The following is a 26,269-nucleotide window of genomic DNA, read 5'->3' on the forward strand; positions in this document are numbered from 1 at the left end:
CCCGGCGGGTGCTTCGGCCCGGCCGGACCATGGAACCAGCTTAAGCGCCGTCGCCGGGACCGATTTGACCCGACGGTCCCGGGTCCGTCACCGGTGGCGACCGCTGTGCGGCCCGCGGATCACTGGCCCCGGACGTAGAACGGCCGCACCTGCTCGCGCATCCAGTCGGCCACCGGGTCCTGGGCGACGTCGAGGAGGATCAGGTTGACCCCCCAGACGACGGGGACCCGGCCGAGGGCCCGACCGAGGGCGTCCAGCGGCAGTTCGCCGGCCACGGCCGCCTCCCCCTGGTCGAGTTCGACGCCGATGAACAGGGCGGGGTCGCCGTCCTCCACGTTGGCCAGCGCCCGGCGGGCGGTGGTGACCACGCCCACCGATGCGAACTCGGCGGCCGCGGCGGTGAGGAAGTCCACCGGGTCCTCCTTCCAGTCGGGCTGGCGCAGCCGCACCCGTCCGCCGCTGCCGGGACCGTCCAGGGGGGTGCGACCGGCGCGGCAGAGCTCCGCGACGGCCGGGGGCGGCAGCGGGACGCCGACCGCTCCGCCGGGGTTGAGGACGATGCCGAGTTGCGGGGGCAGCCCCCGGGCGAACTCGACGGCCGGAGCGACCGTGCCGTCCATCCGGTCCCCGACGACCTGCCGGAACTGTGCGGCGGAGGTGAACACCGGGACGTACGCCTGGCCGTCGATCTCCAGGGTCGGCAGGTCCAGGGTGGCGCTGGCGGGCCCGCCGCCGTTGGGCAGCGGCACCCATATCGGGCTGCGGCCCAGCACCTCCACGATCCGTGCGGCGGCGGACGGCACCCCGACGGACGCGGCGAGCACCGCCTCCAACTCGTTGGCCGGCCATCCGTCCCCGGACGGGCCGTCGGTCGTGAGGGGGGCCGGGGGGTCGTACGCCCCGGAGGGCGAGGGGTGGGGGGCCTGGGCCGGAATCTCCATCGTCAACCACCTGATCGGTACCGCGCTGCGTCTGCGCCAGGCACCCTAACGCGAAGCCGCGGGCCCGGGGCGCGGAGGCGGGGGCGCGCTACCCGTCGAAGCGGATGGACCGCAGCGCGCCGCCCGCGGGACGGTCCAGCAGCACCGCGGAGGTGCAGCCGGACGGCAGGCTCCCGCGCTCCGCGTCCCGCACCAGGCGCCCGACCGCCCGCCGGTGCCGCGCGAAGGCGTACCGCGACACTCCGCGGCCCCGTTCGCGCTGCCCGCTGAGCGCGGTGTCCGGCGCGACGTCGAGCAGCAGCAGGTGCAGCGTCGTCCCCCGGACCCGGGCCTCGCGGGCGAGCCACCGGCGCACCCACGCCTGGGTCCCGCAGTCGTGGACCACCACGCTCGCCCCGGACCGCAGCGCCCGCCGCAGCGCCGTGAAGTGCGCGAGCCGCACCAGCGGCCGGTACAGGCCGTAGGGCAGCACCCCGGGCATCCGACGGGTCCAGCGGTCGCGGGTGTCCTGGGAGTCGATGCGGACGGCGGCGGGGACGTCGTCCGCGCGGACCGTCCGGGACATCAGGGTGGACTTGCCGCTGCCCGGGAGCCCGGACACCACGACGAGGTCACCGGGGGCGAAGCGCAGCGCGTGCGGCCCCCGGCCCGCCCGCTCCCGCAGATCACGGACGACCCCCGTGGCCCGCCCCCCGCACACCTGGGCGGCAGGTGCTCCCGACTGTTCGGGCAGCGCGACGCCCGAAGCGCTCACGTACCCCCTGGTCCTGTTCACCGTGATCGTCCCCTCCAGTCGGTCACGTGAGCCTTCCCCGTAGAGTGTAAAGAGCGGGTAATTTCGGATGCTCGTGATTTTCGTCCGGATACGGTCACGACGGCATGACGGCCCGTGGCCGCGCGAACACCCTCCGCCCCGCGGGGGCGCGACTGCGCCCCGACGGTCACCGCGGGTGGCCGGTGCCGGGGCGAAAGGGGGCCGCCGCCCTGCCCAGGGCGGCGAATGCGTGCAATGATGTGGCCGCCAACTGCATACCGGCCGCTTGAATCCGCGCGGGAGAGCCCTCGGTCCGACCGGGGCGCCGAAGGAGCAAGTCCCTCCCTTGAATCTCTCAGGCCCAGTTACCGCGCGGGCGAGGCACATCTGAAAAGCGGATCGCAGCGCCGTGGAGCGCGCGGTCCCACCCAAGGTGCAAACCGGGCCGCCGTCCGCGGCGTGGCTCCCGGCGAACCTCTCAGGTCCGATGACAGATGGGGAGGATCACCTCGCCGTCATGCCCTGGGAGCACTATCCATGAGCACCGCCCCCCGTCGTACCGCGCTCGACGCGCTGCACCGTTCGCTAGGCGCGACCATGACCGACTTCGCCGGCTGGGACATGCCCCTGCGCTACGGCAGCGAGCGCGACGAGCACCAGGCCGTACGCACCCGGGCCGGCCTGTTCGACCTCTCCCACATGGGCGAGATCACCGTCACCGGGCCGCAGGCCGCCCAGCTGCTGAACCACGCGCTGGTCGGCAACATCGCCACCGTCGGCACCGGCCGCGCCCGCTACACGATGATCTGTCGCGCCGACGGCGGCATCCTGGACGACCTGATCGTCTACCGCACCGGGGCCACCGAGTACCTGGTCGTCGCCAATGCGGGCAATGCGCAGACCGTCCTCGACGCGCTGCGCGAGCGGGCCGCCGGCTTCGACGCCGAGGTCCGCGACGACCGGGACGCCTACGCGCTGATCGCCGTGCAGGGCCCCGAGTCGCCCGGCATCCTGGCGGCGGTGACCGATGCGGACCTGGACGGCCTGAAGTACTACGCCGGCCTCCCGGGCACCGTCGCGGACGTTCCCGCACTGATCGCCCGTACCGGATACACCGGCGAGGACGGCTTCGAACTGTTCGTGGCGCCGGAGCACGCCGAGCGGATCTGGCGGGCGCTGACCGAGGCGGGGGCGGCGGCCGGACTGGTGCCCTGCGGGCTGTCCTGCCGGGACACGCTGCGCCTGGAGGCGGGCATGCCGCTGTACGGGCACGAGCTGACCGAGGCGCTGACCCCCTTCGACGCCGGGCTCGGCCGGGTGGTGAAGTTCGAGAAGGAGGGCGACTTCGTCGGCCGCGCCGCTCTGGAGGCCGCCGCCGAGAAGGCCGCGGCGAACCCGCCGCGCAAGCTGGTCGGGCTGGTCGCCGAGGGGCGGCGGGTGCCGCGCGCCGGGTTCGCGGTGGTCGCGGACGGCGCGGTGATCGGCGAGGTCACCTCGGGAGCCCCCTCCCCCACCCTGGGCCGGCCGATCGCCATGGCGTACGTCGACGCCGCGCACGCCGAGCCGGGCACGGCGGGGGTGGCCGTCGACATCCGGGGCACCCACGAGCCGTACCGGGTCGTGGCGCTGCCGTTCTACAAGCGCCAGAAGTAGCCGGCGCCGTCTGCCGCGCGCCAGCGGTACCGGGCGCCAGCGGTACCGGACGCAAGCGGCATCGGACGCCAGCCGGTAGTGGCACCGTCCACGAGGCGCCAGAAACAGGGGCTCCGCCGTCGCCGGACCCGTCCGGCGGGGCCACCGCCGGGCGCCGCCCGGTCGGGCCTCCCGCGGGCTCGTCCAGCGCCCGTCTCGCATACCAAGACATCCCGTTCCCCAGCACTCCCCCGCGTACAGGAGAATTCCCACCATGAGCAACCCCCAGCAGCTTCGCTACAGCAAGGAGCACGAGTGGCTGTCGGCCCCCGACGGCGACGGCGTGGCGACGATCGGCATCACCGAGTTCGCGGCAGGCGCGCTCGGTGACGTGGTCTTCGCCCAGTTGCCCGAGGTGGGCCAGCAGGTGACCGCGGGCGAGTCCTGCGGTGAGCTGGAGTCGACGAAGTCGGTCAGCGACCTGTACTCCCCCGTGAGCGGCGAGGTCACGGAGTCCAACCAGGACGTCGTGGACGACCCTTCCCTGGTGAACTCCGCGCCCTTCGAGGGCGGCTGGTTGTTCAAGGTGCGCGTCTCGGCCGAACCGGACGACCTGCTCACCGCCGATGAATACACCACCTTCTCCGCGGGCTGACCCGAGACTAGGGATCATCTGATGTCGCTTCTGAACACCCCCCTGCACGAGCTGGACCCGGACGTCGCCGCCGCCGTCGACGCCGAGCTGCGCCGCCAGCAGTCGACCCTGGAAATGATCGCGTCGGAGAACTTCGCCCCGGTCGCCGTCATGGAGGCCCAGGGTTCGGTGCTCACCAACAAGTACGCGGAGGGCTACCCGGGCCGCCGCTACTACGGCGGCTGTGAGCACGTCGACGTGGTCGAGCAGATCGCCATCGACCGGATCAAGGAACTGTTCGGCGCCGAGCACGCCAACGTACAGCCGCACTCCGGGGCCCAGGCCAATGCGGCGGCGATGTTCGCGCTGCTCAAGCCGGGCGACACCATCATGGGTCTGAACCTCGCGCACGGCGGGCACCTGACCCACGGCATGAAGATCAACTTCTCCGGCAAGCTCTACAACGTCGTCGCCTACCACGTGGACGAGACGACCGGCCAGGTCGACATGGCCGAGGTGGAGCGCCTCGCCAAGGAGTCCAAGCCGAAGCTGATCGTCGCGGGCTGGTCCGCGTACCCGCGTCAGCTCGACTTCGCCGCCTTCCGCCGGATCGCGGACGAGGTCGGCGCCTACCTGATGGTGGACATGGCCCACTTCGCGGGCCTCGTGGCGGCCGGGCTGCACCCCAACCCGGTGCCGCACGCCCATGTCGTCACCACCACCACGCACAAGACGCTCGGCGGCCCGCGCGGCGGCGTCATCCTGTCCACGCAGGAACTGGCGAAGAAGATCAACTCGGCGGTCTTCCCCGGTCAGCAGGGCGGTCCCCTGGAGCACGTGATCGCCGCCAAGGCGGTCTCCTTCAAGGTCGCCGCCTCCGAGGAGTTCAAGGAGCGCCAGCAGCGCACCCTGGACGGCGCCCGCATCCTGGCCGAGCGCCTGGTGCAGGACGACGCCCGTGCGGTCGGGGTCAACGTCCTGTCCGGCGGCACCGACGTGCACCTGGTCCTGGTCGACCTGCGCGAGTCCGAGCTGGACGGCCAGCAGGCCGAGGACCGGCTGCACGAGGTCGGCATCACCGTGAACCGCAACGCGGTCCCGAACGACCCGCGGCCCCCGATGGTCACCTCGGGCCTGCGCATCGGCACCCCGGCGCTCGCCACCCGCGGCTTCACCGCCGAGGACTTCCGCGAGGTCGCCGACGTGATCGCCGAGGCGCTGAAGCCGTCGTTCGACGCGACGGTGGCGGCGGACCTGAAGGCCCGGGTCTCGGCCCTCGCCGACAAGCACCCGCTGTACCCGGGGCTGTAGTCCCGACGGGGTGCCGCGCACACCGGTGCGCGGCACCCCGCGGCCCCGTTCGGGCACGTTCTACCCTGTTCCGTGCGTACCGGACACCCTTCCCGGCACCGCAGGACACTTGCAGAAACGATCCATCGAACGATCGACCCCTCGACCCGTCCCGGACGCGCCGGCCACCCCGGCCGCCTCCGGTCTCCCCGGTAGCCACCGGGTCCGTGCCGCTCCCCACCGGGCGCGGAGGGTCCGCACCACCTGGCAGACAACGGCGTCTACCAGACACCAGCTAGGAGTTCTCCCGTGGCCATCTCGGTCTTCGACCTGTTCTCGATCGGCATCGGCCCGTCCAGCTCCCACACGGTCGGCCCCATGCGCGCGGCGCGGATGTTCGCCCGCCGCCTCAAGAACGACGGTCTGCTCGCCCACACCGCGCACCTGCGCGCGGAGCTGTACGGCTCGCTGGGCGCCACCGGCCACGGGCACGGCACCCCCAAGGCGGTGCTGCTGGGCCTGGAGGGCGAGTCACCGCGCACGGTGGACGTCGAACACGCCGACGAGCGGGTGGAGCGGATCAAGGCGGAGGGCCGGATCAGCCTGCTGGGTGCGCACGAGATCCCCTTCTCGTTCGACGACGACCTGGTGCTGCACCGCCGCAAGGCGCTGCCCTACCACGCCAACGGCATGACGCTCTTCGCCTACGACTCCGAGGGCGGCACCGTCCTGGAGAAGACGTACTACTCGGTCGGCGGCGGGTTCGTCGTCGACGAGGACGCCGTCGGAGCCGACCGCATCAAGCTCGACGACACCCCCTTGAAGTACCCCTTCCGCACCGGCGACGAGCTGCTGCGGATGGCCCGCGCATCGGGGCTGTCGATCTCCTCGATGATGCTGGAGAACGAGAAGGCGTGGCGCAGCGAGCAGGAGATCCGCGAGGGCCTGCTGGAGATCTGGCGGGTCATGCAGAGCTGCGTATCGCGGGGCATGAGCCGGGAGGGCATCCTGCCCGGCGGGCTGAAGGTCCGCCGCCGCGCACCCGGTTCGGCACGGCAGCTGCGGGCCGAGGGCGACCCGTTGGCCCACGCGATGGAGTGGGTGACCCTCTACGCGATGGCGGTGAACGAGGAGAACGCCGCGGGCGGGCGGGTCGTCACCGCCCCGACGAACGGCGCCGCCGGCATCATCCCGGCGGTCCTGCACTACTACGTGAACTTCGTGCCCGGGGCCGACGACGAGGGGGTCGTCCGCTTCCTGTTGGCCGCCGGGGCGGTCGGGCTGCTGTTCAAGGAGAACGCCTCCATCTCCGGGGCCGAGGTCGGCTGCCAGGGCGAGGTGGGCTCCGCCTGCTCGATGGCGGCGGGCGCCCTCGCCGAGGTGCTGGGCGGCTCGCCGGAGCAGGTCGAGAACGCGGCCGAGATCGGCATGGAACACAACCTCGGGCTGACCTGCGACCCCGTGGGCGGGCTGGTCCAGATCCCCTGCATCGAGCGCAACGGCATGGCCGGCGTGAAGGCGGTGACCGCGGCGAAGATGGCCATGCGGGGCGACGGGAGCCATCTGGTCTCGCTGGACAAGGTCATCAAGACCATGAAGGAGACCGGCGCCGACATGTCGGTCAAGTACAAGGAGACCGCGCGGGGCGGGCTCGCGGTGAACATCATCGAGTGCTGAGCGTCCGACCCCGACCGTGCGCCTGCGCGGTGCGCTCGCCCCTGCACGGCGGGAGGCACCCGCACGGGACCCCCTCAACTGCCGGGTCAGGGCTTGACTTTGACATGGATGTGAAGGTCTACCGTTCGTCCGGCCGGACCTTCGCCGGGTCCGGACCTTCGCTGTGCCCGGCGCTTCGCCGGGTGACCGCAGCGGAGGGACGCTCGGACGGAGGAGGCACCACCGGTGACCAGCGAGAGCGCGCCGCTGCGTGCGGGACGACGGGAGTGGTGGGGGCTGGCCGTACTGGCCCTCCCCACCTCGATGCTGGCGATGGACATGACCGTCCTGCACCTCGCCGCGCCCACCATCAGCGAGGACCTCTCCCCCAGTGGCAGTGAACTGCTGTGGATCCTGGACGTCTACGGGTTCCTGATCTCCGGGTTCCTGATCTCCATGGGCACCCTCGGCGACCGCGTCGGACGGCGACGGCTGCTGTTGATCGGCGCCACCGCCTTCAGCGCCGCCTCGGTCTTCGCGGCGTACGCCCAGAGCGCCGAAATGCTCATCCTGGCCCGGGCGTTGCTGGGTGTCGCCGGGGCCACGCTGATGCCCTCCACGCTGGCCCTGATCGCCACCATGTTCACGGTCCCCGCCCAGCGCACCTTCGCCGTCGCCGTCTGGATGACCGCCTTCATCAGCGGTGAGGCCCTCGGCCCCCTGGTGGGCGGTGCACTGCTGGAGTTCTTCTGGTGGGGCTCGGTCTTCCTCATCGCCGTCCCCGTGATGCTGCTGCTCCTGGTCGTCGGGCCCAAACTGCTGCCGGAGCACCGCGCGACCCGGCCGACCGGACGTTTCGACTTCGTCAGCGCCGCGCTGTCCCTGCTGGCGGTGCTCCCGCTGGTCTACGCCGTCAAGCTGCTCTCCGAGTCGGGCGCGGGTCCGGCGCCGCTGGGCTTCGCCCTCGTCGGCCTGGCCGTGGGCGCGGCGTTCGTCCGGCGGCAGCACCGACTGGACGAACCGCTGGTGGACCTCGGCCTGTTCCGCGTCCCGGCATTCAGCGCCGCGCTGAGCACCCAGACGCTCGCGAACTGCGGGCTCGCCGGCACCCAACTCCTGTTGATGCAGTACCTCCAGTCCGTCCACGGCCTCGCCCCGCTCCAGGCCGGCCTGTGGACGCTGCCCGCCGTCGTCATCGGCATCGGCGGCACCCTGCTCGCCCCCCGCGTGGTCGCCCGGGTCCGGCCGGCCACCGTGGTCAGCGTCTGTCTGGTGCTGGCCGCGGCCGGTGCGGCCCTGATCGTGCCCGCGGGGCCGCAGTCCGGGCTGGCCTGGGCGGTCGGCGGCTTCACCCTGCTGTACGTCGGCACCACGCCGATCCTCGCCCTGACCACCGACCTCATCGTCGGCTCCGCCCCGCCGGAGCGCGCCGGCGCGGCGTCGGCCCTCTCGGAGAGCGGCGCCGAACTGGGGCTCTCCCTGGGCATGGCGCTGCTCGGCAGCCTCGGCCTCGCCGTCTACCGGCAGCAACTCGCCGACCACGCGCCCGCCGGCGTGGACGACGCCGCGCTGAGCGACGCCCAGCACACCATCGGCGGCGCCGTCAGCGCCGCGGAGGACCTGCCGGAGCCGGCCCGGTCGGGTCTGGTCGACGCGGCCCGCGCCGCCTTCACCGACGGGCTCGCCACCGCGGCGGGCGTCACCGCGGTGCTGTTGCTCGCCACCGCGGCGCTGGCCGCGCTGATGCTGCGCGGCGTTTCGCTCGTGGACCACGGTGGGGACGGGCCCGGTTCTCCGGAGTCGAAGCCGGGACCGGAGCCGGACCTGGACCCGGAACGGGAGTCGAAGTCGGCGGCGGCGCGCACGGATTGAGGGCTCCGCCGCACCGCGCTCGCCGACCACCCGACTACTACGTGATACCGTGTAGCAGTACTCGGCGCTACGTAGTACCGTATCGGGAGGACGGAAGAGGAGACCCGCGATGGACGACCTGACGGAGATGTTGAAGGGCACGCTGGAGGGCTGCGTGCTCGAAATCATCGGCAGCGAGGAGACCTACGGGTACGCCATCACCCGTCGGCTCAACGAACTCGGCTTCACCGACGTGGTCGAGGGCACGGTCTACACCATCCTGCTGCGCCTGGAGAGGAACGGACTCGTCCAGGTGACGAAGAGGCCGTCCGGGGTGGGGCCACCGCGCAAGTTCTACTCGCTCAACGACGCGGGGCGCGAACGGCTCGGGACGTTCTGGGCGAAGTGGGAGTACCTGGCGTCACGGATCAACGAACTGAAGGAGGGCGGGAGATGAGCTTCTGGGAGACCATGACCGGCAGCGACCTCACCAGGGAGTGGAAGGGGTTCGAAGCCCGGGCCGGCGCACTGCCGGCCGACCACCGGGCGGCATGGGAACAGATCAAGGGCCACCTCTTCCCCCACGGGGACTTCAGCGGCCGCAACCTGATGCCGATCCTCGACAGCGCCCTGGGGCTGCTGGAAGAGACGGCGGCGGACGGGCAGGGCGTCCACGAGGTGTTGGGCGACGACGTCGAGGGCTTCTGCGCGGCACTGGTCGGCGGAGAGGGAGCGCGCGGTCATCGTGACCGGTGGCGCGAGCAGTTGAACCGGAACGTCGCGAGGAAACTGAGCCGGCTGGGAGGCTGACGTGGGCATCCAGGACATCATCGAGGGCAAGAAGCAGTGGCGGGCGCACACGGCGCGGGTCAAGGCGCTACCGCCGGACTACCGGATCGTCTACGAGGAGATGCAGAAGTACTTCTTCAAGGTCGGGCCGGTCGACCTGCCCGACGGGAACCTGCTCTCGGGGATCGTCGACTTCTTCGAGGAGGGCGCAGCGAGTGGCAAGGGCGTCCTGCAACTCATCGGCCAGGACGTCGCCGCGTTCTGCGACGACCTGATCAAGGACTCGCGCACCTACGCGGACCTCTACCAGGAGTCCGCCCGCGGGACGTCCGGCACGACCGAGACGTAGGACGGACCGCCCGCCCGACGGGCCCGGATTCGGGCACTCGTCGGGTGCCGGTCAGCGGGCGACCTCCAGTTCGGCCAGGAGTCCCCGTACGCGGTGCTCGATCTCGTCGCGGATGGGGCGAACGGCGTCGAGGCCCTGGCCGGCGGGGTCTTCGAGGGTCCAGTCGAGGTAGCGCTTGCCGGGGAAGACGGGGCAGGTGTCGCCGCAGCCCATGGTGATGCAGACGTCCGACTCCCGGACGGCGTCCGCGGTGAGGACCTTCGGGACCTCGGCGGAGATGTCGATGCCGACCTCGGCCATCGCGGCGACGGCGGCCGGGTTGACGGCGGCGCCCGGGGCCGAGCCGGCCGAGCGCACCTCGACGCGGTCGCCCGCGAGGTGACCGAGCCAGGCGGCGGCCATCTGGGAGCGGCCGGCGTTGTGGACGCAGACGAACAGGACGGACGGCTTGCGGCCGGGGGGCTGGGACATGAGCGCCTTCTCGTCTCGCGGTGACTCCGCCACCGATGACATCAGCACCTACTGACATCAGCAAGTAGTGACATCAGCAAGTAGTGATGTGAAAGTATCAGCCCATGCTGACTCCAGTCGATGCTGATGTGATCCGGGCGCTGGGCGATCCGCTCCGCCTGAGGATCGTGACCCTGCTCGCCCGCGAGACGCTGTGCACGACGCACCTGGTCGAGGAGACCGGAGCCAAGCAGACCAACCTCTCCAACCATCTGAAGGTCCTGCGGGACGCCGGTCTGGTGGACACCGAACCCTGCGGACGCTTCACGTACTACAAGCTGCGCCCCGAGGTCCTGGCCGGGCTGTCCGGGCAGTTCGCCGCGCTCGCCGAGTCCGCCCGCACCACCGCCGGGAACAAGCGGGCCTGCCCGTGACCGCGACCGGACCCGCCACGGGGACCCCCGCCGCCCGTCCCGGCACGGAGGGGAACGCGTCGGTCGTCGCCGCGCTCTCCACCCTGGACCGCTACCTCGCGGTGTGGATCCTGCTCGCCATGGGCGTCGGCCTGGGACTGGGGCGTGCGGTCCCGGGGCTGAACGACGCACTGGCGAGGATCGAGGTCGGTGGCATCTCGCTGCCGATCGCGCTCGGCCTGCTGGTGATGATGTACCCGGTGCTGGCGAAGGTCCGTTACGACCGGCTCGACGCGGTCACCGGCGACCGCAAGCTGCTGGTCTCCTCGCTGGTGGTCAACTGGATCGTCGGCCCGGCCGTCATGTTCGCGCTGGCGTGGACCTTCCTCCCCGACCTGCCCGAGTACCGGACCGGGCTGATCGTCGTCGGCCTCGCGCGCTGCATCGCCATGGTGATCATTTGGAACGACCTCGCGTGCGGCGACCGGGAGGCCGCCGCCGTTCTCGTCGCGCTGAACTCGGTGTTCCAGGTGCTCGCGTTCGGGCTGCTGGGCTGGTTCTACCTGGATCTGCTGCCCGGCTGGCTCGGCCTCGGCGACGGCGAGCGGCTCGACGTCTCCATGGGGGAGATCGCACTGAACGTGGTGATCTTCCTCGGCGTCCCGCTCCTCGCCGGGTTCCTGACCCGCCGGTTCGGCGAGAGGAAGGCGGGCCGTGCGGCGTACGAGTCGCGGTTCCTGCCGCGGATCGGGCCGTGGGCGCTGTACGGGCTGCTGTTCACGATCGTGGTCCTCTTCGCGCTCCAGGGGAAGACGATCACTTCCCGGCCGCTGGACGTCGTCCGGATCGCGCTGCCGCTGCTCGTCTACTTCGCGGTGATGTTCTTCGGCACCTTCGCCCTGGGCAAGGCGCTCGGGATGACGTACGCACGCACGACCACGCTCGCGTTCACCGCGGCGGGCAACAACTTCGAACTGGCCATCGCGGTCGCCATCGCCACCTTCGGGGTCACCTCCGGCCAGGCCCTCGCCGGCGTGGTCGGCCCCCTCATCGAGGTTCCGGTCCTGATCGGACTCGTCTACGTCGCCCTCGCCTGGCGTCGCCGGTTCACCCGGGCCTGAACGCGGTGGGGCCCGGCCGTTGTGCGGGCTCCGGGGTCAGGCGGCGGCCGGGGCGCCGACCAGGAGCTTGCCCATGGCGGCGAGGACGGACGGCTCGACCCGGTAGTAGACCCAGGTGCCGCGCCGCTCGGAGGACAACAAGCCGGCTTCCCTGAGCTTCTTCAGGTGGTGGGAGACGGTGGGCTGGGAGACGCCGACGTCGGAGATGTCGCACACGCACGCCTCGCCGCCCGCGTGGGAGGCCACGGCGGAGAACAGTCGGAGCCGGACCGGGTCGCCGAGCGCCTTGAACATCCGGGCGGCGACCTCGGCCTCACCGGCGGTCATGGGGCGTTCCGCCAGCGGCGGGCAGCACGGCGCGACACCGCCCGGCTCGGCGGTGTCGCTCGGCGGGAGCGCCTTCACGTTCGACATACGTCTATGTTCACACATGTCGAATCAAGGAGCGAGGGTCTCGCCGCCCCCGGGTCCGCTCCCCGGCAGTGGGCGATCCGCGCAGGTCAGCGCCGCCCGAGCAGGGCGGCCAGCTCGCGGGCGGTGCGGGCGGCGTCACGGCCCGCGCCCCGCAGGGAGTTCGAGGTGAGGCTGCGCTGCCACTCCAGACCGGCGAACACGAGGCCGGGGTGGACGAGGGAGCGGCCTTCGCGGTGGCGGGGCAGCCCGGCCGGATCGAGGGCGCCGTCGATCCCGGCGAGGTAGGGCAGGTCGGGGCGGTACCCGGTGGCGAGCAGGATCGCGTCCACTTCCTCCCGCATCCCGTCCGACCAGGTGACCTTCGCCCCGTCGATCCCGGTGAACAGCGGCCGGTGGTCCGGTGCGCCGCGGGTGAGGGCGGCGCGGTAGCGACCGTCGTCGATGATCGGCGGCGAGGGCGGGGTGCGCAGGAAGCGCCCGATCGGAGCGCGGTCGATGCCGGTGAGGGTGAGCCAGAAGTGGAGGTCCCGGCCGAGGACGCGCTGCGGGGCGTACCGGATCGGGTTCCGGCTGGCCAGGGTGGTGCGGGCGACGTCGTGGAGTTCGGCGGCGATCTGGACGGCGGAGTTGCCCGCGCCGACCACGATCACGCGCCGTCCGGCGAGGGCGGCCGGGTCGCGGTAGTCGGCGGCATGGAGCACGGTGCCGGTGAAGGCGTCGAGTCCGGGCAGGTCCGGGCGGTGGGGGCGGCCGAAGGAGCCGGAGGCGGCGACGACGGCCCGCGCCGTCAGCAGTTCCCCTCCCGCCACCTCCACTTCGAAGCCGTCACCGGCCCGGCGCACCGCACCGACCTGCCGTCCGGTGCGGACGTCGGCGTCGAGACGGGCGGCGCAGTCGGTGAGGTAGGCGACGACCTCGTCACGGTGCGGGTAGCGGTCCGGGTCGCCGGGGAACGGCCGGCCGGGCAGGGCGCTGTACCGGGCGGGGGAGAACAGGGTGAGGCTGTCGTAGTAGTGCGGCCACGATCCCGCCGGCCGGTCGGAGGCTTCCAGCACCACCGGCGTCAGCCCCTGTCGCACCAGGGCGCCGGCGGACGCCAGTCCGGACTGGCCGCCCCCGATCACCACGACGTCGACGCGTTCCACGAGCACCCTCAATTCGATAGATGTCTATGTTGACGCTCATCGAAGCAGGTGGGAGGGTGATGACACAAGACATCGATGGATATCGAAACAAGCAGGGAGTCACCGTGCCCGCGTCGTCCACCGCCGCACTGCCCGTCATCGTGATCGGGGCCGGCCCCGTCGGGCTGGCCGCCGCCGCCCACCTCACCGCCCGGGGCCTCACCCCGCTCGTCCTCGAAGCGGGCCCGGCCGCCGGCAGCGCGGTGCGCGCGTGGGCGCACGTCCGGCTGTTCTCCCCCTGGGGCGAGGTGATCGACCCCGCCGCCGAGAAGCTCCTCGCCCCCACCGGCTGGACCGCCCCCGACCCGAGCGCCCACCCCACCGGCGGCGACTGGGCGGAGCGGTACCTCCAGCCGCTGGCCGACGTCCTCGGCGAGCGGGTCCGCTACGGGGCGCGCGTCACCGGGGTCTCGCGCGCCGGGCGGGACCGGATCGTGGACGCCGACCGCGAGGCCCAGCCCTTCGTCGTCCAGGTCGCGCACGCGGACGGGCGGGAGGAGCGGCTGTCCGCCCGCGCGGTGCTCGACGCCTCCGGCACCTGGTCCACGCCTTCCCCGGCGGGTGCCAGCGGCCTGCCCGCCCTCGGCGAGGAGGCGGCCGCCGACCGCATCGCGTACCGGGTGCCGGACCTGACCGACCCCGCCGTCCGCGCCCGGTACGCCGGGAAGCGCACCGCCGTCATCGGGACCGGCGCCTCCGCCTTCACGGCGCTCGCCGCCCTCGCCGACCTCGCCCGAGCCATGGACGCCGCGGATGCCACGGATGCCACGGACGGCGGCGGGACGCGGGTCGTGTGGGTCCTGCGCCGGGGCCTCACCGGCTCCACCTACGGCGGCGGCACCGCCGACCAGCTGCCCGCCCGGGGCGCGTTGGGCCTCGCGGCGAAGGCCGCCGTCGAGCAGGGCCACGCGGACGCGGTCACCGGTTTCCGCACGGAATCGGTCGAGCGGGACGGCGACCGGATCGTCCTGGTGGCCGAGGACGGGCGCCGCCTCGACCCGGTGGACGAGGTCGTCGTCCTGACCGGTCTCCGGCCCGATCTGTCCTTCCTCTCCGAGGTCCGCCTCGACCTGGACGAACGCTTGCAGGCACCGGCCCGACTGGCGCCGCTGATCGACCCCAACCAGCACTCCTGCGGCACCGTCCGCCCCCACGGCCACCGCGAACTGGCCCACCCAGAGCGGGACTTCCACCTCGTGGGCATGAAGTCCTACGGCCGCGCCCCCACGTTCCTCGCCCTGACGGGGTACGAGCAGGTCCGCTCGGTGGCCGCCGCCCTCGCGGGCGACCCCGCCGCGGCCGACCGGGTCGAACTCACCCTCCCCGGGACCGGTGTCTGCGGCGGCCCCGGGCTCTTCGACCCGGCCGGGCCCACGGTCCGGCAGGACGGGGGCGGCTGCTGCGGCACCCCGGCCGGCGGCTGCGACACGTAACCCCCTTCCCCACCCCGCAACCACTACAGAGGTGACGCCGGTGTGCCGAAGTAGCCGACATGTCATACGCACACACACGCCGTGCGGTGCTCGCCGGTGCGGCGGCGCTCGGTACGACCGGATCGTCCCGGCCCCGGCCGGCCCCGGCCGGCAGCGCCCGGATCGTCGGGGAACGCAGGGTGGACGAACGGCTGGTGGAGTTGACCGTCGACTCCCCCGCGCTGGGCGACCGCAGCACCGTGGCCCTGCTCACCCCGCGCGGCTGGGACCGGCGCCGACCCGAGGACCGCTGGCCGACCCTCTACCTGCTGGCGGGCGGCGACGGCGACCACACCACCTGGACGACGCTCTTCCGGGTACAGGACCTGGACGAGTTGCAGGACGTGCTGGTGGTGATGCCCGGCATGCCGTTGTTCGGGTTCTGGACGGACTGGTGGAACCACGGCGAACGGGGCGCACCCCGGGTGCGGACCTACTTCCTCCGTGAGGTGCTCCGCCTGGTGGAAGGCGAGTACGGGGCGGATCAGCAGCGGGCCGCGGCCGGGGAGTCCCAGGGGGGCTTCGGCGCCCTGGGGATGGCCGCCCGGGTCCCCGGACTGTTCGGCGCCGTCGCCGCGTTCGGGGCCCCGGTGCACCCGGTCCGGCACCCGGAGGTGTGGCTGTCCGGCGCGAAGTACCTCGGCGTGGACGGGTACGCGGTCTTCGGCGATCCGTGGGAACAGTGGAAGGTCTGGCTGGACTGGGACCCGTACCACCGGGCCGAGGGGCTGCGGCGCACGCCCGTCCACCTCGCCTGCGGGGACGGGACCCCCGGCCCCCTCGACGGCGAGGAGCCCGACCCGCACATCCCCGGCACCGAGAAGTGGGCCGCCCTCGCCGACCCCGGGGTGGTCTCCCTCACCGAAGCCGTCTGCGCCGAAGAGGCACGGCTGTTGGCGGCACGCCTCGCGTCCCTGGGGGCTCCCGTCACCACCCACCTCTACCCCGGCACCCACGGCGGGACCTACGGGCACCGCGAACTGCGCCGCGCGCTGCCGATGCTGTTGAACGCCCTGGGTCCCCGGGGCGCGGCCGGGGGCGTCAGCCGGGGAGGTGCCGGATGAGCAGCAGGGCGATGTCGTCGTGGCCCGGGTCGGTGAAGTCGCGGGAGACCAGCGTGTCGGCCAGGAACTCCAACCGGGACTGCGCATCACCGTCCCGGGTGCCGACCGCCCACCGGGCGAGAGCGTCCCGCACCCGTTCCACGGCCGCGTCGTAGGGACCGTCCGGGGTGTCCACCAGGCCGTCCGTGTACAGCAACAGGGTGGCTCCGGGGGCCAGTACGCCCTGGTGCACGGGGTAGATGTCGTCGGGCAGACAGCCCAGCGGGAGGCCGCCCTCCGCGACGACCTCGTGGACCGACCCGTCGGGCTCCGTCTGGAGGGGGTGCGGATGCCCGGCCCGGACCATGCGGTACGCGCCGGTGCCCACGGCGATGTCCACGATGCAGCAGGTGGCGAACCGTTCGGTGTCCAGCCCCCACAGCGTCTGGTTGCCGCGGCACATCAGCCCGCTCGCACGGAAGCCGTCGGAGGCGTGCGCCCGTAGGGCCGTGCGGAGTTGGCCCATCACCCCGGCGGCCTGCGCACTGTGTCCCTGGACGTCCCCGATCACCAGCGAGGCGCCGCCGTCGTCGCGGGGCAGCACGTCGAACCAGTCGCCGCCCACCTGCATCCCCCCGGCCGCCGGCCGGTAGCGGGCGGCGATGGCGTAGCCCGGCAGCCGGGGCAGCGAGCGGGGCATCATCAGCCGCTGGAGGTCGGTCATCCGGCGCCGGGACACGTCCGCGAGCCGGGTCCGGGCCAGGGACTGGGTGAGGATGCCGGAGATCGCGGTGGCGACGGTCTGGTCGTCGGAGGTGAACTCCCGGGGCTGCGCGTACGAGATCAGACAGCTGCCCACGGTGCCGTCCGCCGAGGCGAGCGGGAGCAGGACGAACGCGTGGTGCTCCCGCGGCGGCCGGAAGCGGGGGTCGGGGAAGCGTTCGAGGTAGGCGGCGCGCGACGGCAGGAACAGCGGGTGCCCTTCCGCGAGGGCCACCGCCAGGGGGTTGTCACGGACCGTGCCCATCAGCCGCAGGCGTTCCCGGGCCGGTTCCTCGTAGCCGATGGCGCCCTCGAGCAGCAGCCTCCCGTCGTGTTCGATGTGCAGTGCCAGGGCGCGTCCACCGACCTGCGGGAGCACGATCCGGCCCATCACGTCGATGATGTCGCGGGTGGCGCGGGCGGCGGCGAACGCCCTGGTCACCCGGAGGACGAAGTCGCGGCGGGCCTCCCTGCGGCGCATCCGTTCGTGTTGTTCGGTCTCGTCCCAGGAGACGCCGATGACGCGGTCGGGCGTGCCGTCCGGGGCGCGTTCGAGGGCGCCCTTGACCTCGATCCAGCGCAGGGTGCCGTCGGGCAGCACCACCCGGTACGCGGCGTAGTAGGCGCCCGTCCGCAGGCTCTCGTCGAGCGCCCGGTCGAGGGCCGCGCGGTCGTCGGGGTGGACGGCCGCGCGGAACGTCTCCACCCGGGAGTCGAAGTCCGCCGGGTCGAAGCCGAACAGCCGCATCTGCCGCTCGTCCCAGACCACCTCGCCGGAGGGGACGTGCCACTCCCAGGAGCCGATGGAGCCGCTGGACATCGCGAGTTCCAGCCGGGTCTGGCGACTGCGCCGGAACGCCGCGCGCTCGGCGGGGTCGAGCTTCGGGCTTCCGGCCGGCACCCCGGCCCGTTCCAGGGCCACCAGGTGGTCGATGCGGTGGGCGCACAGGGTGGCGACCATCGCCAGGTGCCGGTCGTCGGCGGCGCTCAGCGGCCGGGGCGGGTCGAGCATGACGAGCAGCGCACCGAGGCACCGGTCGTCCACCAGCAGCGGCGCCGTGACGAACGCGACCGGCCGGCCGCCCGGCTCCGGGGACCCGTCGGTGCCGGGCGCGACGCCGTCGCCCGGGTCGTCGACGAGCCCGTGGAAGAGCCGTCGTTCCCGGGCGGCGACGGACACGGCGAAGGTCGCGTCCGGGGCGAGGACCGGGAAGCGCTCGACGAGGTCGCCGGCGAGTCCGTGTTCGGCGGTGAGCCGGAGCCAGCCGTCGTCGCCGGCGAGGTAGAACGCTCCCGTGTGGCTCCCGCTGCCTGTGCGCAGCGCGTCGAGGGCGGTGACCAGGAGGGTCCCGGTGTCCCGGGCGGCCAGCAGGGCGAGGACGGCACCGCGCAGTCCGGGACCGTCGGCTCGCGGGCCCGCCGGGACGCGGGGCTCCGCTTCGCCGTGCGGCCGTTCGTCGGTGCGCTCTGGAATCACGGTCGCCGCTCCTCGCGAGGGCCCGCTCGCGGTGCGTGCCGTGCGTGCGGTCAGGCCGCTCCCCGGAGGGGGCGGTTCCCGCCGGCGGCACCGCGGTCGTGCGGTGACGGTCTCGTGGTGTCCCGCTGTACGTGGTGTCCGTTCGGGTGGTTGCGTCGTGCTGCTCACTCTAGGAACAGTCGGGACGGGCCGCCAAACGTCGCGCGGCGGACGGGACCCGGGACGTCCGGAGCGACCCGGGGCGCCGGGGCCGTCGGGGCCTGTCGGGGACGAATCCTTTACCTTTCTTTGCCTTCCGGAAGGGTTGGATCCGGTGCGGGACCTTCGCCCCTCGCGCTCCGTTGCGGGGGCGTCGACCCTGGAGGTGAGGACCTGGTGCCGCACGACGGTGCCGCCCGTCCCGGACGCCCCGGGGCCGGCCCGCCGCTCGGCACCGCCCCGACGACCGAAGCTCCAGACCGACCAGCCCGCAGGACCGGGTGTTCCCCGAGGAGGCCGCGGTACCGGTGAAGACTCCTGCCGCTCCACACACAGACGCTGCTCCAGCACCGCACGGGTGGGACACCACCCTCACGCCGGAAGCCGTCGAGGCCCTGGTGGCCGACGCGATCACGGCACCGTCCATGCACAACGCGCAACCGTGGCTGTTCCGCTTCGATCCGCAGCGCCGGGTCTTCCAGGTGCGGGCGGACCCGGAGCGCCGGATCGCCCTGTCCGACCCCGAAGGCCGGGCCACCCATCTGGGGTGCGCCGCCGCGCTGTTCAACCTGCGGGTGGCCGCCGCCCGCGCGGGCTGGAAACCGGTCACCACCCTGCTGCCCGACCCGGCGGACCCCTACGCCCTGGCCGAGGTCGGGCTGGACGACGGCCGGGCCCTGTACGACGCGACCCGGGAGCCGTACCGCAAGACCACGGAGACCTACCAGAAGTCGGGCGAGCCCTACGACGGCACCGCCGACGCGTACGACGAGCTGACGGACCTGTACCCCGCGTTGCGCCGCCGCCGGACCACCCGGGCGCCCTTCAGCGACGAGCCGATCGACGAACAGTTGCTGGACACCCTGCGGCGGGCCGCACTGATCGAGGGCGCACGGCTCGCGTTCGCCGACGAGTTCCATCGGGAGACCGTGTTGCAGTTGGGCCGGGAGGCCGAGCAGCGCACGCTGTCCGACGAGGCGCTGCGCGCGGAGCTGGCCTCTTGGACGGGCGAGGCCCCGGACGGCGGGCCGCGCAGCGACGGCGTCCCGACGGCGGCCTTCGGCCCCCGCTCCCGCGCGGGGAACGGACCGGTGCGGGACTTCGACGTGGACGGCACCGCGCCGCGGCCGACGGCCGACTTCGAGCAGGGGCCCCGGCTGGCCGTGCTCGGCACGCACGGTGACACGCCGGTCGACTGGCTCCGGGCGGGCCAGGCGCTGGAACGGGTGCTGCTGGAGGCGACCCTCGACGGTCTCGTCACCTCGCTCGCGTCCGAGGCCCTGGAGTGGGACGAACTGCGCTGGGCGATCCGGGACCCGCTGACCCCGATGGGACACGCCCAGATGGTCGTCAGGTTCGGCTACGGGGAGCCAGGACCGGCGGCCCCGCGGCGCACCGTCTCGGAGGTGCTGACGTACGCCGGAACGGCCGGGGAGCCGCCCGCGGCGTGAGCGGGACGGCTGCCATCCGAGCGGCGCGACAGCCCCCGGCGGGCGCGGCGGCCCCTGGAGGTCCCGGGAAGCCCCGGGAAGCCCCGGGAAGCCCCAGGAAGCCCCACACGTCAACTTTGATTGACAGACGTCATGCCGTCAACCATGATTGACGGCATGCCAGGACGATCACGCACCGCCCGAGCCCGCGGCACCGCCGGGTGCGGCCCGGGCCGCACCCGGACCCTGCTACTGATGGGCGCCCTGGGCGGACCGCTGTTCACCGCCGTGCACCTGGTCGAGGGGGTGCGGCGCCCGGACCACGACCCGGTCCGCGACCCGGTCAGCTCCTTGGCGCTCGGCCCCCGGGGAGCCGTCCAGACCGCGAGCTTCCTCGCCACGGGCGCGCTCACCGCGGCGGGCGCGTACGGCTGGCACCGGACCCCGGCACCCGGGGCGGGCACCTGGGGGCCGCGACTGCTCGGGCTCTGGGGCGCCGGGCTGATCGGCGCGGGACTGTTCACCACCGACCCCGCCCCGACCCGGACCCCGGCCGCACCACCGCGGACCGTGCGCGGGGCCCTGCACGACGCGTCCTCACTGGCCGCGTTCGCCGCGGTGACCGGCGCGGCACTGACCCGGCCCAGCCGACCGCGACGGGGCTGGGAGCCCCGCCGGGCCGGGTACTCTGCGGCCACGGCCGTGACGTTCACCGTGGCGATGGGCGCCGCGATCACGGGCCACGAACGGCCCGGTTCGCCGCTCGCCCGCCACGCGGGCCTGTACCAGCGGCTGGCGCTCACCTCGGCCCTGACTTGGCAGACCGCCCTGATGCTCCGTCACCTCACGTACGAGGGTGACGTGTTGCGCCGCTCCGGCCGTCCCCGGTGCACCCCGTGACGGAACCGGGCCCCTCCCGCACCCCTGAGGGGGTACGACGAAGGCCCCGAATGTGGCCAGATCCCACGGGTTCACCGCTTCGGGTGGCGCACCCCGGATACCGCCCGCACCCGCCCCGCGGGCACGGCACGCTGGGGGCCGGGCCGGCACGATCGACCCCGGCCCGGGAAGGACGAACATGATTCGCGGCATCGATGTGAGTGCCTATCAGTCGTCGTTCGACACCGACGGGCTGTCCTTCGTCATCGTGAAGGCGACCGAGGGCCGTTCCTACATCAACCCCCGACAGACCGCCCAGGCCAAACAGGCACGGGACGCGGGCTGCGTGGTGGGCTTCTACCACTTCCTGTGGCCGGGCAACATCAAGGCGCAAGCCGCGTACTTCGTGGAGAAGTGCGCTTCCCAGGGCTCCGACCTGCTCGCCGCCGACTGGGAGTGGACCGGCGACAACACCCGGGCCAGCAACGCCGAGAAGGACGCCTTCATCAAGGAGGTGAAGAGACTGCGCCCGACGCACCGGGTGCTGCTCTACTGCAACCGGGACTTCTGGCTCAACCACGACGACACGTCGTACGCCGGTGACGGGCTCTGGATCGCCGACTACACCTCCGCCGGCAGGCCCCGCATCAAGGCCGACTGGAAGATCCACCAGTACACGGACGACCCGATCGACAAGAACCTCGGCGACTTCTCCTCCGAGGCGGCCCTGCGGAGCTGGGCGAGAAAGGCCTGAGGACACCGGCCCCGGTGACCGGCTGAACCGACGGGGCGACCGACGGGTCGCCGCGCTCGCTGGTCGCCGCGGTTCAAGGCGCCGCTCAGGGTGACGCCTTGAACCGCCGTGGGACCAAAGGGAGCGGGCCGCCCTAGCCGGCGGGGTGCGCACGGAAGGCGGCCGGGCGTTCCCGGTCCGCCTCGGCCAGCGCCTTCACCACCGCGTCCACCCCGCCGCGCAGCCCGTACACGGGAGTGTCGGGCTGCTGCCGCCAGGAGTCGTCGAGGCCGCCCGCGTCAACGGTGTCGAAGCCGATCTCGTCGACCAGGTCCCGCACCACCCGCTTGGCAGCTTCGTCGTCGCCAGCCACCGGCACGGCGAGCCGGTCGGGGGCGCCCGCGGGTCGGGCACGAGCCGTGATGTCCTCGGCGTACGTGCCGTTGAAGACCTTGACGACCGGGCGGCCGAGGTGGCGCTCGACCCAACGGCTCTCCGGCAGCCCGTCCTCGATCTCGGATATCAGGCCGTCGCGCTCCCGCGGGTAGTAGTTGTGGGTCTCGATGACGACCAGGTCGTCATCGGCCCCGGCGAACAGGTCGGACGGCAGGTCCGGCACCGCCTTCAGGGGGACCGTGACCACGACCACCCGGGCCCCGCGGACCACGTCCGCGGCGGAGGCGGCGGCGGTGACCCCGGTCTCGGCGACGAGTTCGCCCAGGGTGTGCGGCCCACGGGAGTTGACGATGGAGACGCTGTGCCCCACGGCGGCCAGCCGACGGGCGAGGGCGCCGCCGATCTGTCCGGCGCCGATGATGCCGATCTGCATGAGGTACCCCCAACGGGTGTGGCGAGCAGTCAACGGAGGCAACCTCCGTTTGGCCGTTGGGTATTCCGTGGTCACCGAAGAATTCAGGACGGACTGCGGGACGGGTTCCGGGACCGCGCGATGGGCCCCGGAAGCCGTCGGCCGGGCCTACTTGCTGAGGTGGGCCCAGAACTCGTCGAAGGAGAGCAGCTTGTCGCTGTTCGTGTCCTGCGCGCCGATGATCGCCTCGGCCACGGACTCCGTGACGTTCCAGTCACCGAGCTGGGCCATGGCGGTCTTGTACTCGGCCGCCGTGATGAAGCCGTCGCCGTCCGCGTCGAACCGCTCGAACGCCTTGCGCGCTGCCTCGATGTCCGCCACCGGGTCCACCCCTTAGTTTCGTCCTGCTTGACGGGGTCAGATTATCGGCCCGTGCGCGTCCCTCCGTACGCCGCACCCCGGGGCCGGGCCCGAGACCAGCGGTTCGCCCGGGGCGGAGGGCGGGCGGGGGCGGGCGTGCGGGGTGCGCCTCAGCGGAAGACGCCCGTGTGCCCGAGGGAGTAGCGGCCCGGCTGGGGGTAGACGGCGAGCCCGTGGGGACCGGAGCCGACCTTGACGCGGGCGAGTTGGGCGCCGGTGCGGGTGTCGATGGCGTACACCTCGGAGTCGTACCGTCCCGAGAGCCACAGCACCTTGCCGTCGGCGGAGACCCCGCCCATGTCGGGGCTGCCGCCGTCGGGCAGCCGCCACTTCTTGCTGACCTCGCCCCGGGCGAAGTCGAAGACGGAGACGGTGCCCTCCCCGCGGTTGGAGACGTACATCTCCTTCGAGTCGCGGCCCACGTACAGGCCGTGGCACCCCTTGCCGGTGGGCAGCAACGTCGGCTCGGCGAAGGAGTCCCCGTCCAGGACCCACATGCCGTGGGCCATCATGTCCGCGATGTAGAAGGTCTTGCCGTCCGGGGAGACCTTCACGTCCTGGGGCATCGCACCCTTCAGCGGCAGTTTCCGCTGGGCGACGACCTTCTTGCGCAGGGTGTCGACCTTGAGGAGTTCGCCGGAGAACTCGCAGGACACGATGAAGTAGCGGCCGTCGATGGAGAAGTCGGCGTGGTTGACGCCGTAGCAGCTGACCGGTTCGGTCTTCCTGATCTCCATGGAGTGCGGATCGCGGAAGACGAGCTGGCGGTCGAGCGAGGCCATGACGACGGCGTGCTTGCCGTCGGGGGTGAAGTAGAGGTTGTACGGGTCGTGGACCGGTACCGGCTCGCCCGCCTTGCCGGTCTTCGGGTCGATGGGGGTGAGGGTGTTCCCCCGGTTGTTGTTGACCCACAGGGTCCGCAGGTCCCAGGAGGGCACCACGTGTTGGGGCTGGGCCCCGACCTTGATGGTCTCCACGACCCGGTAGGTCTCGGGGTCGATCACGCTGACCGTGTCGGAGCCGGTGTTGGGCACGTACACCCGGGACGGGAAGTCCTTGACCACCGGGGAGAGCCGGTTCGGGCGGTCCTCGGAGTAGAGGTCGTTCGGGTCCACGACCGGCGGCATGCCGGGCAGCACCTCGACCCGGGGCGTGGGCGCGGGGGGCGGGGCGCCGCGCTCGGTTCTGCGGGCTTCGGCTTCGGCGGCGCGCCCGTCGCCCTGGGCGCCGCAGCCCGCGAGGGCGACCAGCGCGGTCGGGCCGAGCAGGGCCGTGGCCACCCGGCGGGTGAGCTTCAGGGGTACGGGCATCGGGGCAGCGTCCTTCGTGGTCGGCGCCGCGCGACCCGTGCGCGGCGGTCGGGCTTACCTGACTCCTGCCCGCACCACAAGGACCGCCCGGGACGGAGCGCCGCTCTTCACCCGATAAGATCATCGATTAGCCCATCGGCGATCTTCGGCACCCTTCAGGCCACTCCGGACCCCCCCTACCGAATGAGCCCTTCATCGGCGCGCAACCCACCGTTTACCAGGCAAGTGGCTCATCTCACCAATGATTCACTTCCCTCTTGTCCGGATTTGCAGACTTTCGTCACGATTCTCACCTTTGGATCATCGGTTCGGGTCTGCCATAGTCGAACTCACGACCCCCCATGACCCGGGCCACGGTCGCTCCATGCAGACGGGAACCCACACCCCCAACGCGTTCCCGGTGCTCCACGCAGGCCCCCGCCAGACCGCACAACGGTGACCGGGGGCCTTCGTGCGTCCCCCGTCGACCCCGTCGGAACCGTCCCGGGTGCGCGAGGCGCACGGCCGGCCTCCGCACCCTGCGGTCAGCGGTCAGCGACGCGCATCTCGAACCAGGTCGTCTTGCCCCGCGGCAGCAGGTCCACACCCCAACGGTCCGACAGCTTGTCCACCAGGAAGAGGCCGCGCCCCGACACGTCCAGCGCCCGCACGGGCATGAGACAGGGCAACCCCCGCGAGGGATCGCGCACTTCCACCCGGATCCAACCGCGCCGTCGCAGCAGGCGCAGTCCGAAGCGGCGGGCGCCGGTGTGCCGGACCGCGTTGCCGACCAGTTCGGACACGAGCAACACGGCGTCCTCGGTCAGCTTCTCCGACAGCGCCCAGTGCTGGAGGACCACCACCTGTGCGAGTCGACGCGCCTGGGCGGCGGACTCCGGGAGGGACGGCAGGAGGACTTCGCGCTCGGTGGGGTCGCCGTACAACTCCAGCGCGTACAGCGCCTGTTCATCAGCAACAGCGGGGGACCAACGCGCCGCGGTCGCCCCCCCGTGCCGTCCCGGCTGTTCGATGCCCTCCAGCCCCGCCATGTCCCCCATCATGGCCGCCCGATGGCGGGTCCGGGGCCGTTCCCGCGGAATCGACCGGACGGAATCGGCCCTTCCGCAGGGACTCTTTGGTATAGGCCAATGGCGACCGATCCCCTTGGTCACCTCTTCTGACCTGCGGTGACCTCATGCATCCGGGTGATCACCATCAGCAGCCACCGCGCCACCCCCGAGATGCACACCGGGGTCGTACAAACCGCACCATCGGAGTACCGGCACGGCGCCGCGTATCCGGATTTCGCCCGTACGGGGGGTGATGCGGCGTGCGGTCGACGCCCCTGCGCGGTTCGGCGACCCCGCAGCGCCCCGGGCCGGGCCTCGGGCCCGACGCCCACCGGCCTCGGAGCGCAAGTCCGGCCACGGGGGATCGCCGCCAACCGGGTCCGGTTCAGAGGAACTTGGCCTTGCCCGGGCCGTCCTTCACGAAACTCTCCATACCGCGTTCGCGGTCCTCGGTGGCGAACAGGCTCGCGAACCAGGTCCGTTCGATCGCCAGCCCGGTCGTCAGATCCGTCTCCAGACCCGCGTCCACGCTCTCCTTGGCCGCGCGCAGCGCGAGCGCCGGCCCCCGCGCCAGTGCGGCGGCCCAGGCGTGCGCCTGCGCGTACACCTCGGCCGCGGGCACCACGCGGTCCACCAGTCCGATGGCGAGGGCCTCGTCCGCGCGGACGTGCCGGCCCGTGAAGATCAGGTCCTTCGTCTTCGAGGGGCCGATCAGCCGGGCGAGCCGTTGGGTGCCGCCGGCGCCGGGGATCAGCCCGAGCAGGATCTCCGGCTGGCCGAGCTTGGCGTTGTCGCCGGCGATCCGGAAGTCCGCGCAGAGGGCGAGTTCGCAGCCGCCGCCCAGGGCGTAGCCGGTGATCGCCGCGACCACCGGCTTGGGGATGCGGGCGACGGCCGTGAACGACTCCTGGAGCGCGCCGGACCTGCGCACCATGCCCGCGTGGTCCAGCTTCCGCATCTCCTTGATGTCGGCGCCCGCGGCGAAGACCTTCGCGCCGCCGTACAGGACGACCGCCCGCACGTCGTCACGGCGGGCGGCCTCCTCGGCCAGTTCCTTCAACCGGTCCTGGGTGGCGATGTCCAGGGCGTTCATCGGGGGTCGGTCGAGACGGATCGTGCCGACGCCCTCGGCGACTTCGAGATGCACAGTCATGCCGAGAAGGTTAGCGACCGTTCACGCCGGGCCCCCCGTGCGCTCGCTCACACCGGT

The 26,269-nt window shown here is 72.6% G+C and carries 26 protein-coding genes and 1 riboswitch; of the genes, 15 read left to right on the plus strand and 11 right to left on the minus strand.

The annotated features are described in order from the left end of the window. Positions 1–119: 119 nt before the first annotated feature. Both ACFYOU_RS30980 and ACFYOU_RS30985 read right to left on the minus strand, forming a co-directional pair. Positions 120–941, minus strand: a complete 822-nt coding sequence (locus tag ACFYOU_RS30980; RefSeq protein WP_391310313.1) for an enhanced serine sensitivity protein SseB C-terminal domain-containing protein — start codon at positions 939–941, stop codon at positions 120–122. Between the two features lie 88 nt (positions 942–1,029). Beyond that, on the minus strand, positions 1,030–1,716 hold the full coding sequence (locus tag ACFYOU_RS30985; protein ID WP_391310315.1) for an AAA family ATPase: 687 nt from the start codon (positions 1,714–1,716) through the stop codon (positions 1,030–1,032). Positions 1,717–1,982: 266 nt separating this feature from the next. Further along, positions 1,983–2,076, plus strand: a riboswitch (glycine riboswitch). A gap of 156 nt (positions 2,077–2,232) precedes the next feature. Between ACFYOU_RS30985 and gcvT the strand changes: the two genes are divergently transcribed. The 8 genes from gcvT to ACFYOU_RS31025 all read left to right on the plus strand — a co-directional run bounded on the left by gcvT (position 2,233) and on the right by ACFYOU_RS31025 (position 9,896). After that, positions 2,233–3,348, plus strand: coding sequence for a glycine cleavage system aminomethyltransferase GcvT (gene gcvT / locus ACFYOU_RS30990; protein ID WP_391310316.1), 1,116 nt, complete (start codon positions 2,233–2,235; stop codon positions 3,346–3,348). Between the two features lie 253 nt (positions 3,349–3,601). Continuing rightward, on the plus strand, positions 3,602–3,982 hold the full coding sequence (gene gcvH, locus ACFYOU_RS30995; protein ID WP_389770082.1) for a glycine cleavage system protein GcvH: 381 nt from the start codon (positions 3,602–3,604) through the stop codon (positions 3,980–3,982). A 21-nt stretch (positions 3,983–4,003) separates the two neighbouring features. Next, positions 4,004–5,272 (plus strand): serine hydroxymethyltransferase, encoded by a 1,269-nt coding sequence (gene glyA, locus ACFYOU_RS31000; protein WP_391310319.1) that lies wholly within the window; start codon positions 4,004–4,006, stop codon positions 5,270–5,272. A 288-nt stretch (positions 5,273–5,560) separates the two neighbouring features. Further along, positions 5,561–6,928, plus strand: coding sequence for an L-serine ammonia-lyase (locus tag ACFYOU_RS31005; protein WP_391310321.1), 1,368 nt, complete (start codon positions 5,561–5,563; stop codon positions 6,926–6,928). 225 nt (positions 6,929–7,153) lie between these two features. Continuing rightward, positions 7,154–8,779 carry an MFS transporter gene (locus tag ACFYOU_RS31010; protein WP_391310323.1) on the plus strand — a complete coding sequence of 542 codons (1,626 nt, stop codon included), beginning with the start codon at positions 7,154–7,156 and terminating at the stop codon, positions 8,777–8,779. A 109-nt stretch (positions 8,780–8,888) separates the two neighbouring features. Further along, entirely contained in the window at positions 8,889–9,215 is a 327-nt protein-coding gene (locus ACFYOU_RS31015; RefSeq protein WP_391310325.1) for a helix-turn-helix transcriptional regulator, read from the plus strand. Further along, a complete protein-coding gene (locus tag ACFYOU_RS31020; protein ID WP_391310327.1) occupies positions 9,212–9,568 on the plus strand; it encodes a DUF1048 domain-containing protein in 357 nt (118 codons plus the stop codon). Before ACFYOU_RS31015 ends, ACFYOU_RS31020 begins: the two co-directional genes overlap by 4 nt. A gap of 1 nt (position 9,569) precedes the next feature. Continuing rightward, positions 9,570–9,896, plus strand: a complete 327-nt coding sequence (locus ACFYOU_RS31025) for a DUF1048 domain-containing protein (protein ID WP_391310329.1) — start codon at positions 9,570–9,572, stop codon at positions 9,894–9,896. A gap of 51 nt (positions 9,897–9,947) precedes the next feature. On the opposite strand, the gene ACFYOU_RS31030 is transcribed toward ACFYOU_RS31025, so the two are convergent. Then, positions 9,948–10,367 (minus strand): arsenate reductase ArsC, encoded by a 420-nt coding sequence (locus tag ACFYOU_RS31030; RefSeq protein WP_391310330.1) that lies wholly within the window; start codon positions 10,365–10,367, stop codon positions 9,948–9,950. A gap of 104 nt (positions 10,368–10,471) precedes the next feature. Here ACFYOU_RS31030 and ACFYOU_RS31035 point away from each other — a divergent pair, with 104 nt between their 5' ends. Together ACFYOU_RS31035 and arsB are read left to right on the plus strand one after the other, a co-directional pair. Then, complete coding sequence (locus ACFYOU_RS31035; protein WP_391310332.1) at positions 10,472–10,780, plus strand: metalloregulator ArsR/SmtB family transcription factor; 309 nt, start codon at positions 10,472–10,474, stop codon at positions 10,778–10,780. After that, the gene (gene arsB / locus ACFYOU_RS31040; protein WP_391310335.1) at positions 10,777–11,880 is read left to right on the plus strand and encodes an ACR3 family arsenite efflux transporter; all 1,104 of its coding nucleotides are present in this window, start codon (positions 10,777–10,779) and stop codon (positions 11,878–11,880) included. Before ACFYOU_RS31035 ends, arsB begins: the two co-directional genes overlap by 4 nt. A gap of 36 nt (positions 11,881–11,916) precedes the next feature. On the opposite strand, the gene ACFYOU_RS31045 is transcribed toward arsB, so the two are convergent. Both ACFYOU_RS31045 and ACFYOU_RS31050 read right to left on the minus strand, forming a co-directional pair. Continuing rightward, on the minus strand, positions 11,917–12,294 hold the full coding sequence (locus tag ACFYOU_RS31045) for an ArsR/SmtB family transcription factor (RefSeq protein ID WP_389773531.1): 378 nt from the start codon (positions 12,292–12,294) through the stop codon (positions 11,917–11,919). A gap of 86 nt (positions 12,295–12,380) precedes the next feature. Then, positions 12,381–13,439, minus strand: a complete 1,059-nt coding sequence (locus ACFYOU_RS31050) for an NAD(P)-binding domain-containing protein (protein WP_391310376.1) — start codon at positions 13,437–13,439, stop codon at positions 12,381–12,383. A gap of 59 nt (positions 13,440–13,498) precedes the next feature. Between ACFYOU_RS31050 and ACFYOU_RS31055 the strand changes: the two genes are divergently transcribed. Next, a complete protein-coding gene (locus tag ACFYOU_RS31055) occupies positions 13,499–14,911 on the plus strand; it encodes an FAD-dependent oxidoreductase (RefSeq protein ID WP_391310338.1) in 1,413 nt (470 codons plus the stop codon). Positions 14,912–14,970: 59 nt separating this feature from the next. Beyond that, positions 14,971–16,014, plus strand: coding sequence for an alpha/beta hydrolase-fold protein (locus tag ACFYOU_RS31060; protein WP_391310340.1), 1,044 nt, complete (start codon positions 14,971–14,973; stop codon positions 16,012–16,014). Here ACFYOU_RS31060 and ACFYOU_RS31065 read toward each other — a convergent pair. Beyond that, positions 15,992–18,232 carry a SpoIIE family protein phosphatase gene (locus ACFYOU_RS31065; protein ID WP_391310342.1) on the minus strand — a complete coding sequence of 747 codons (2,241 nt, stop codon included), beginning with the start codon at positions 18,230–18,232 and terminating at the stop codon, positions 15,992–15,994. The two genes, ACFYOU_RS31060 and ACFYOU_RS31065, sit on opposite strands and share 23 nt — an antisense overlap. A gap of 596 nt (positions 18,233–18,828) precedes the next feature. On the opposite strand from ACFYOU_RS31065, the gene ACFYOU_RS31070 reads away from it, so the two are divergent. From ACFYOU_RS31070 to ACFYOU_RS31080, 3 genes are all read left to right on the plus strand, one after another. Then, the gene (locus ACFYOU_RS31070; protein ID WP_391310344.1) at positions 18,829–19,881 is read left to right on the plus strand and encodes a nitroreductase; all 1,053 of its coding nucleotides are present in this window, start codon (positions 18,829–18,831) and stop codon (positions 19,879–19,881) included. A 156-nt stretch (positions 19,882–20,037) separates the two neighbouring features. Beyond that, a complete protein-coding gene (locus ACFYOU_RS31075; protein ID WP_391310346.1) occupies positions 20,038–20,760 on the plus strand; it encodes a DUF998 domain-containing protein in 723 nt (240 codons plus the stop codon). Between the two features lie 178 nt (positions 20,761–20,938). Continuing rightward, entirely contained in the window at positions 20,939–21,493 is a 555-nt protein-coding gene (locus ACFYOU_RS31080) for a GH25 family lysozyme (protein WP_389773513.1), read from the plus strand. A 133-nt stretch (positions 21,494–21,626) separates the two neighbouring features. Here ACFYOU_RS31080 and ACFYOU_RS31085 read toward each other — a convergent pair whose 3' ends face one another. The 5 genes from ACFYOU_RS31085 to ACFYOU_RS31105 all read right to left on the minus strand — a co-directional run bounded on the left by ACFYOU_RS31085 (position 21,627) and on the right by ACFYOU_RS31105 (position 26,212). Next, positions 21,627–22,301 carry an NADPH-dependent F420 reductase gene (locus ACFYOU_RS31085; RefSeq protein WP_389773563.1) on the minus strand — a complete coding sequence of 225 codons (675 nt, stop codon included), beginning with the start codon at positions 22,299–22,301 and terminating at the stop codon, positions 21,627–21,629. Between the two features lie 147 nt (positions 22,302–22,448). Continuing rightward, complete coding sequence (locus ACFYOU_RS31090) at positions 22,449–22,661, minus strand: EF-hand domain-containing protein (RefSeq protein ID WP_385496112.1); 213 nt, start codon at positions 22,659–22,661, stop codon at positions 22,449–22,451. A 149-nt stretch (positions 22,662–22,810) separates the two neighbouring features. Continuing rightward, positions 22,811–24,010: a PQQ-binding-like beta-propeller repeat protein gene (locus ACFYOU_RS31095; RefSeq protein ID WP_391310349.1), complete on the minus strand. Its 1,200-nt coding sequence runs from the start codon at positions 24,008–24,010 to the stop codon at positions 22,811–22,813. Positions 24,011–24,534: 524 nt separating this feature from the next. Next, positions 24,535–25,038: an ATP-binding protein gene (locus ACFYOU_RS31100; RefSeq protein WP_389773508.1), complete on the minus strand. Its 504-nt coding sequence runs from the start codon at positions 25,036–25,038 to the stop codon at positions 24,535–24,537. A 406-nt stretch (positions 25,039–25,444) separates the two neighbouring features. Further along, entirely contained in the window at positions 25,445–26,212 is a 768-nt protein-coding gene (locus ACFYOU_RS31105) for an enoyl-CoA hydratase/isomerase family protein (RefSeq protein WP_389773506.1), read from the minus strand. Positions 26,213–26,269 lie beyond the last annotated feature (57 nt).

Source organism: Streptomyces sp. NPDC005955 (assembly GCF_042871255.1).
In the GTDB taxonomy this organism is placed as follows: domain Bacteria; phylum Actinomycetota; class Actinomycetes; order Streptomycetales; family Streptomycetaceae; genus Streptomyces.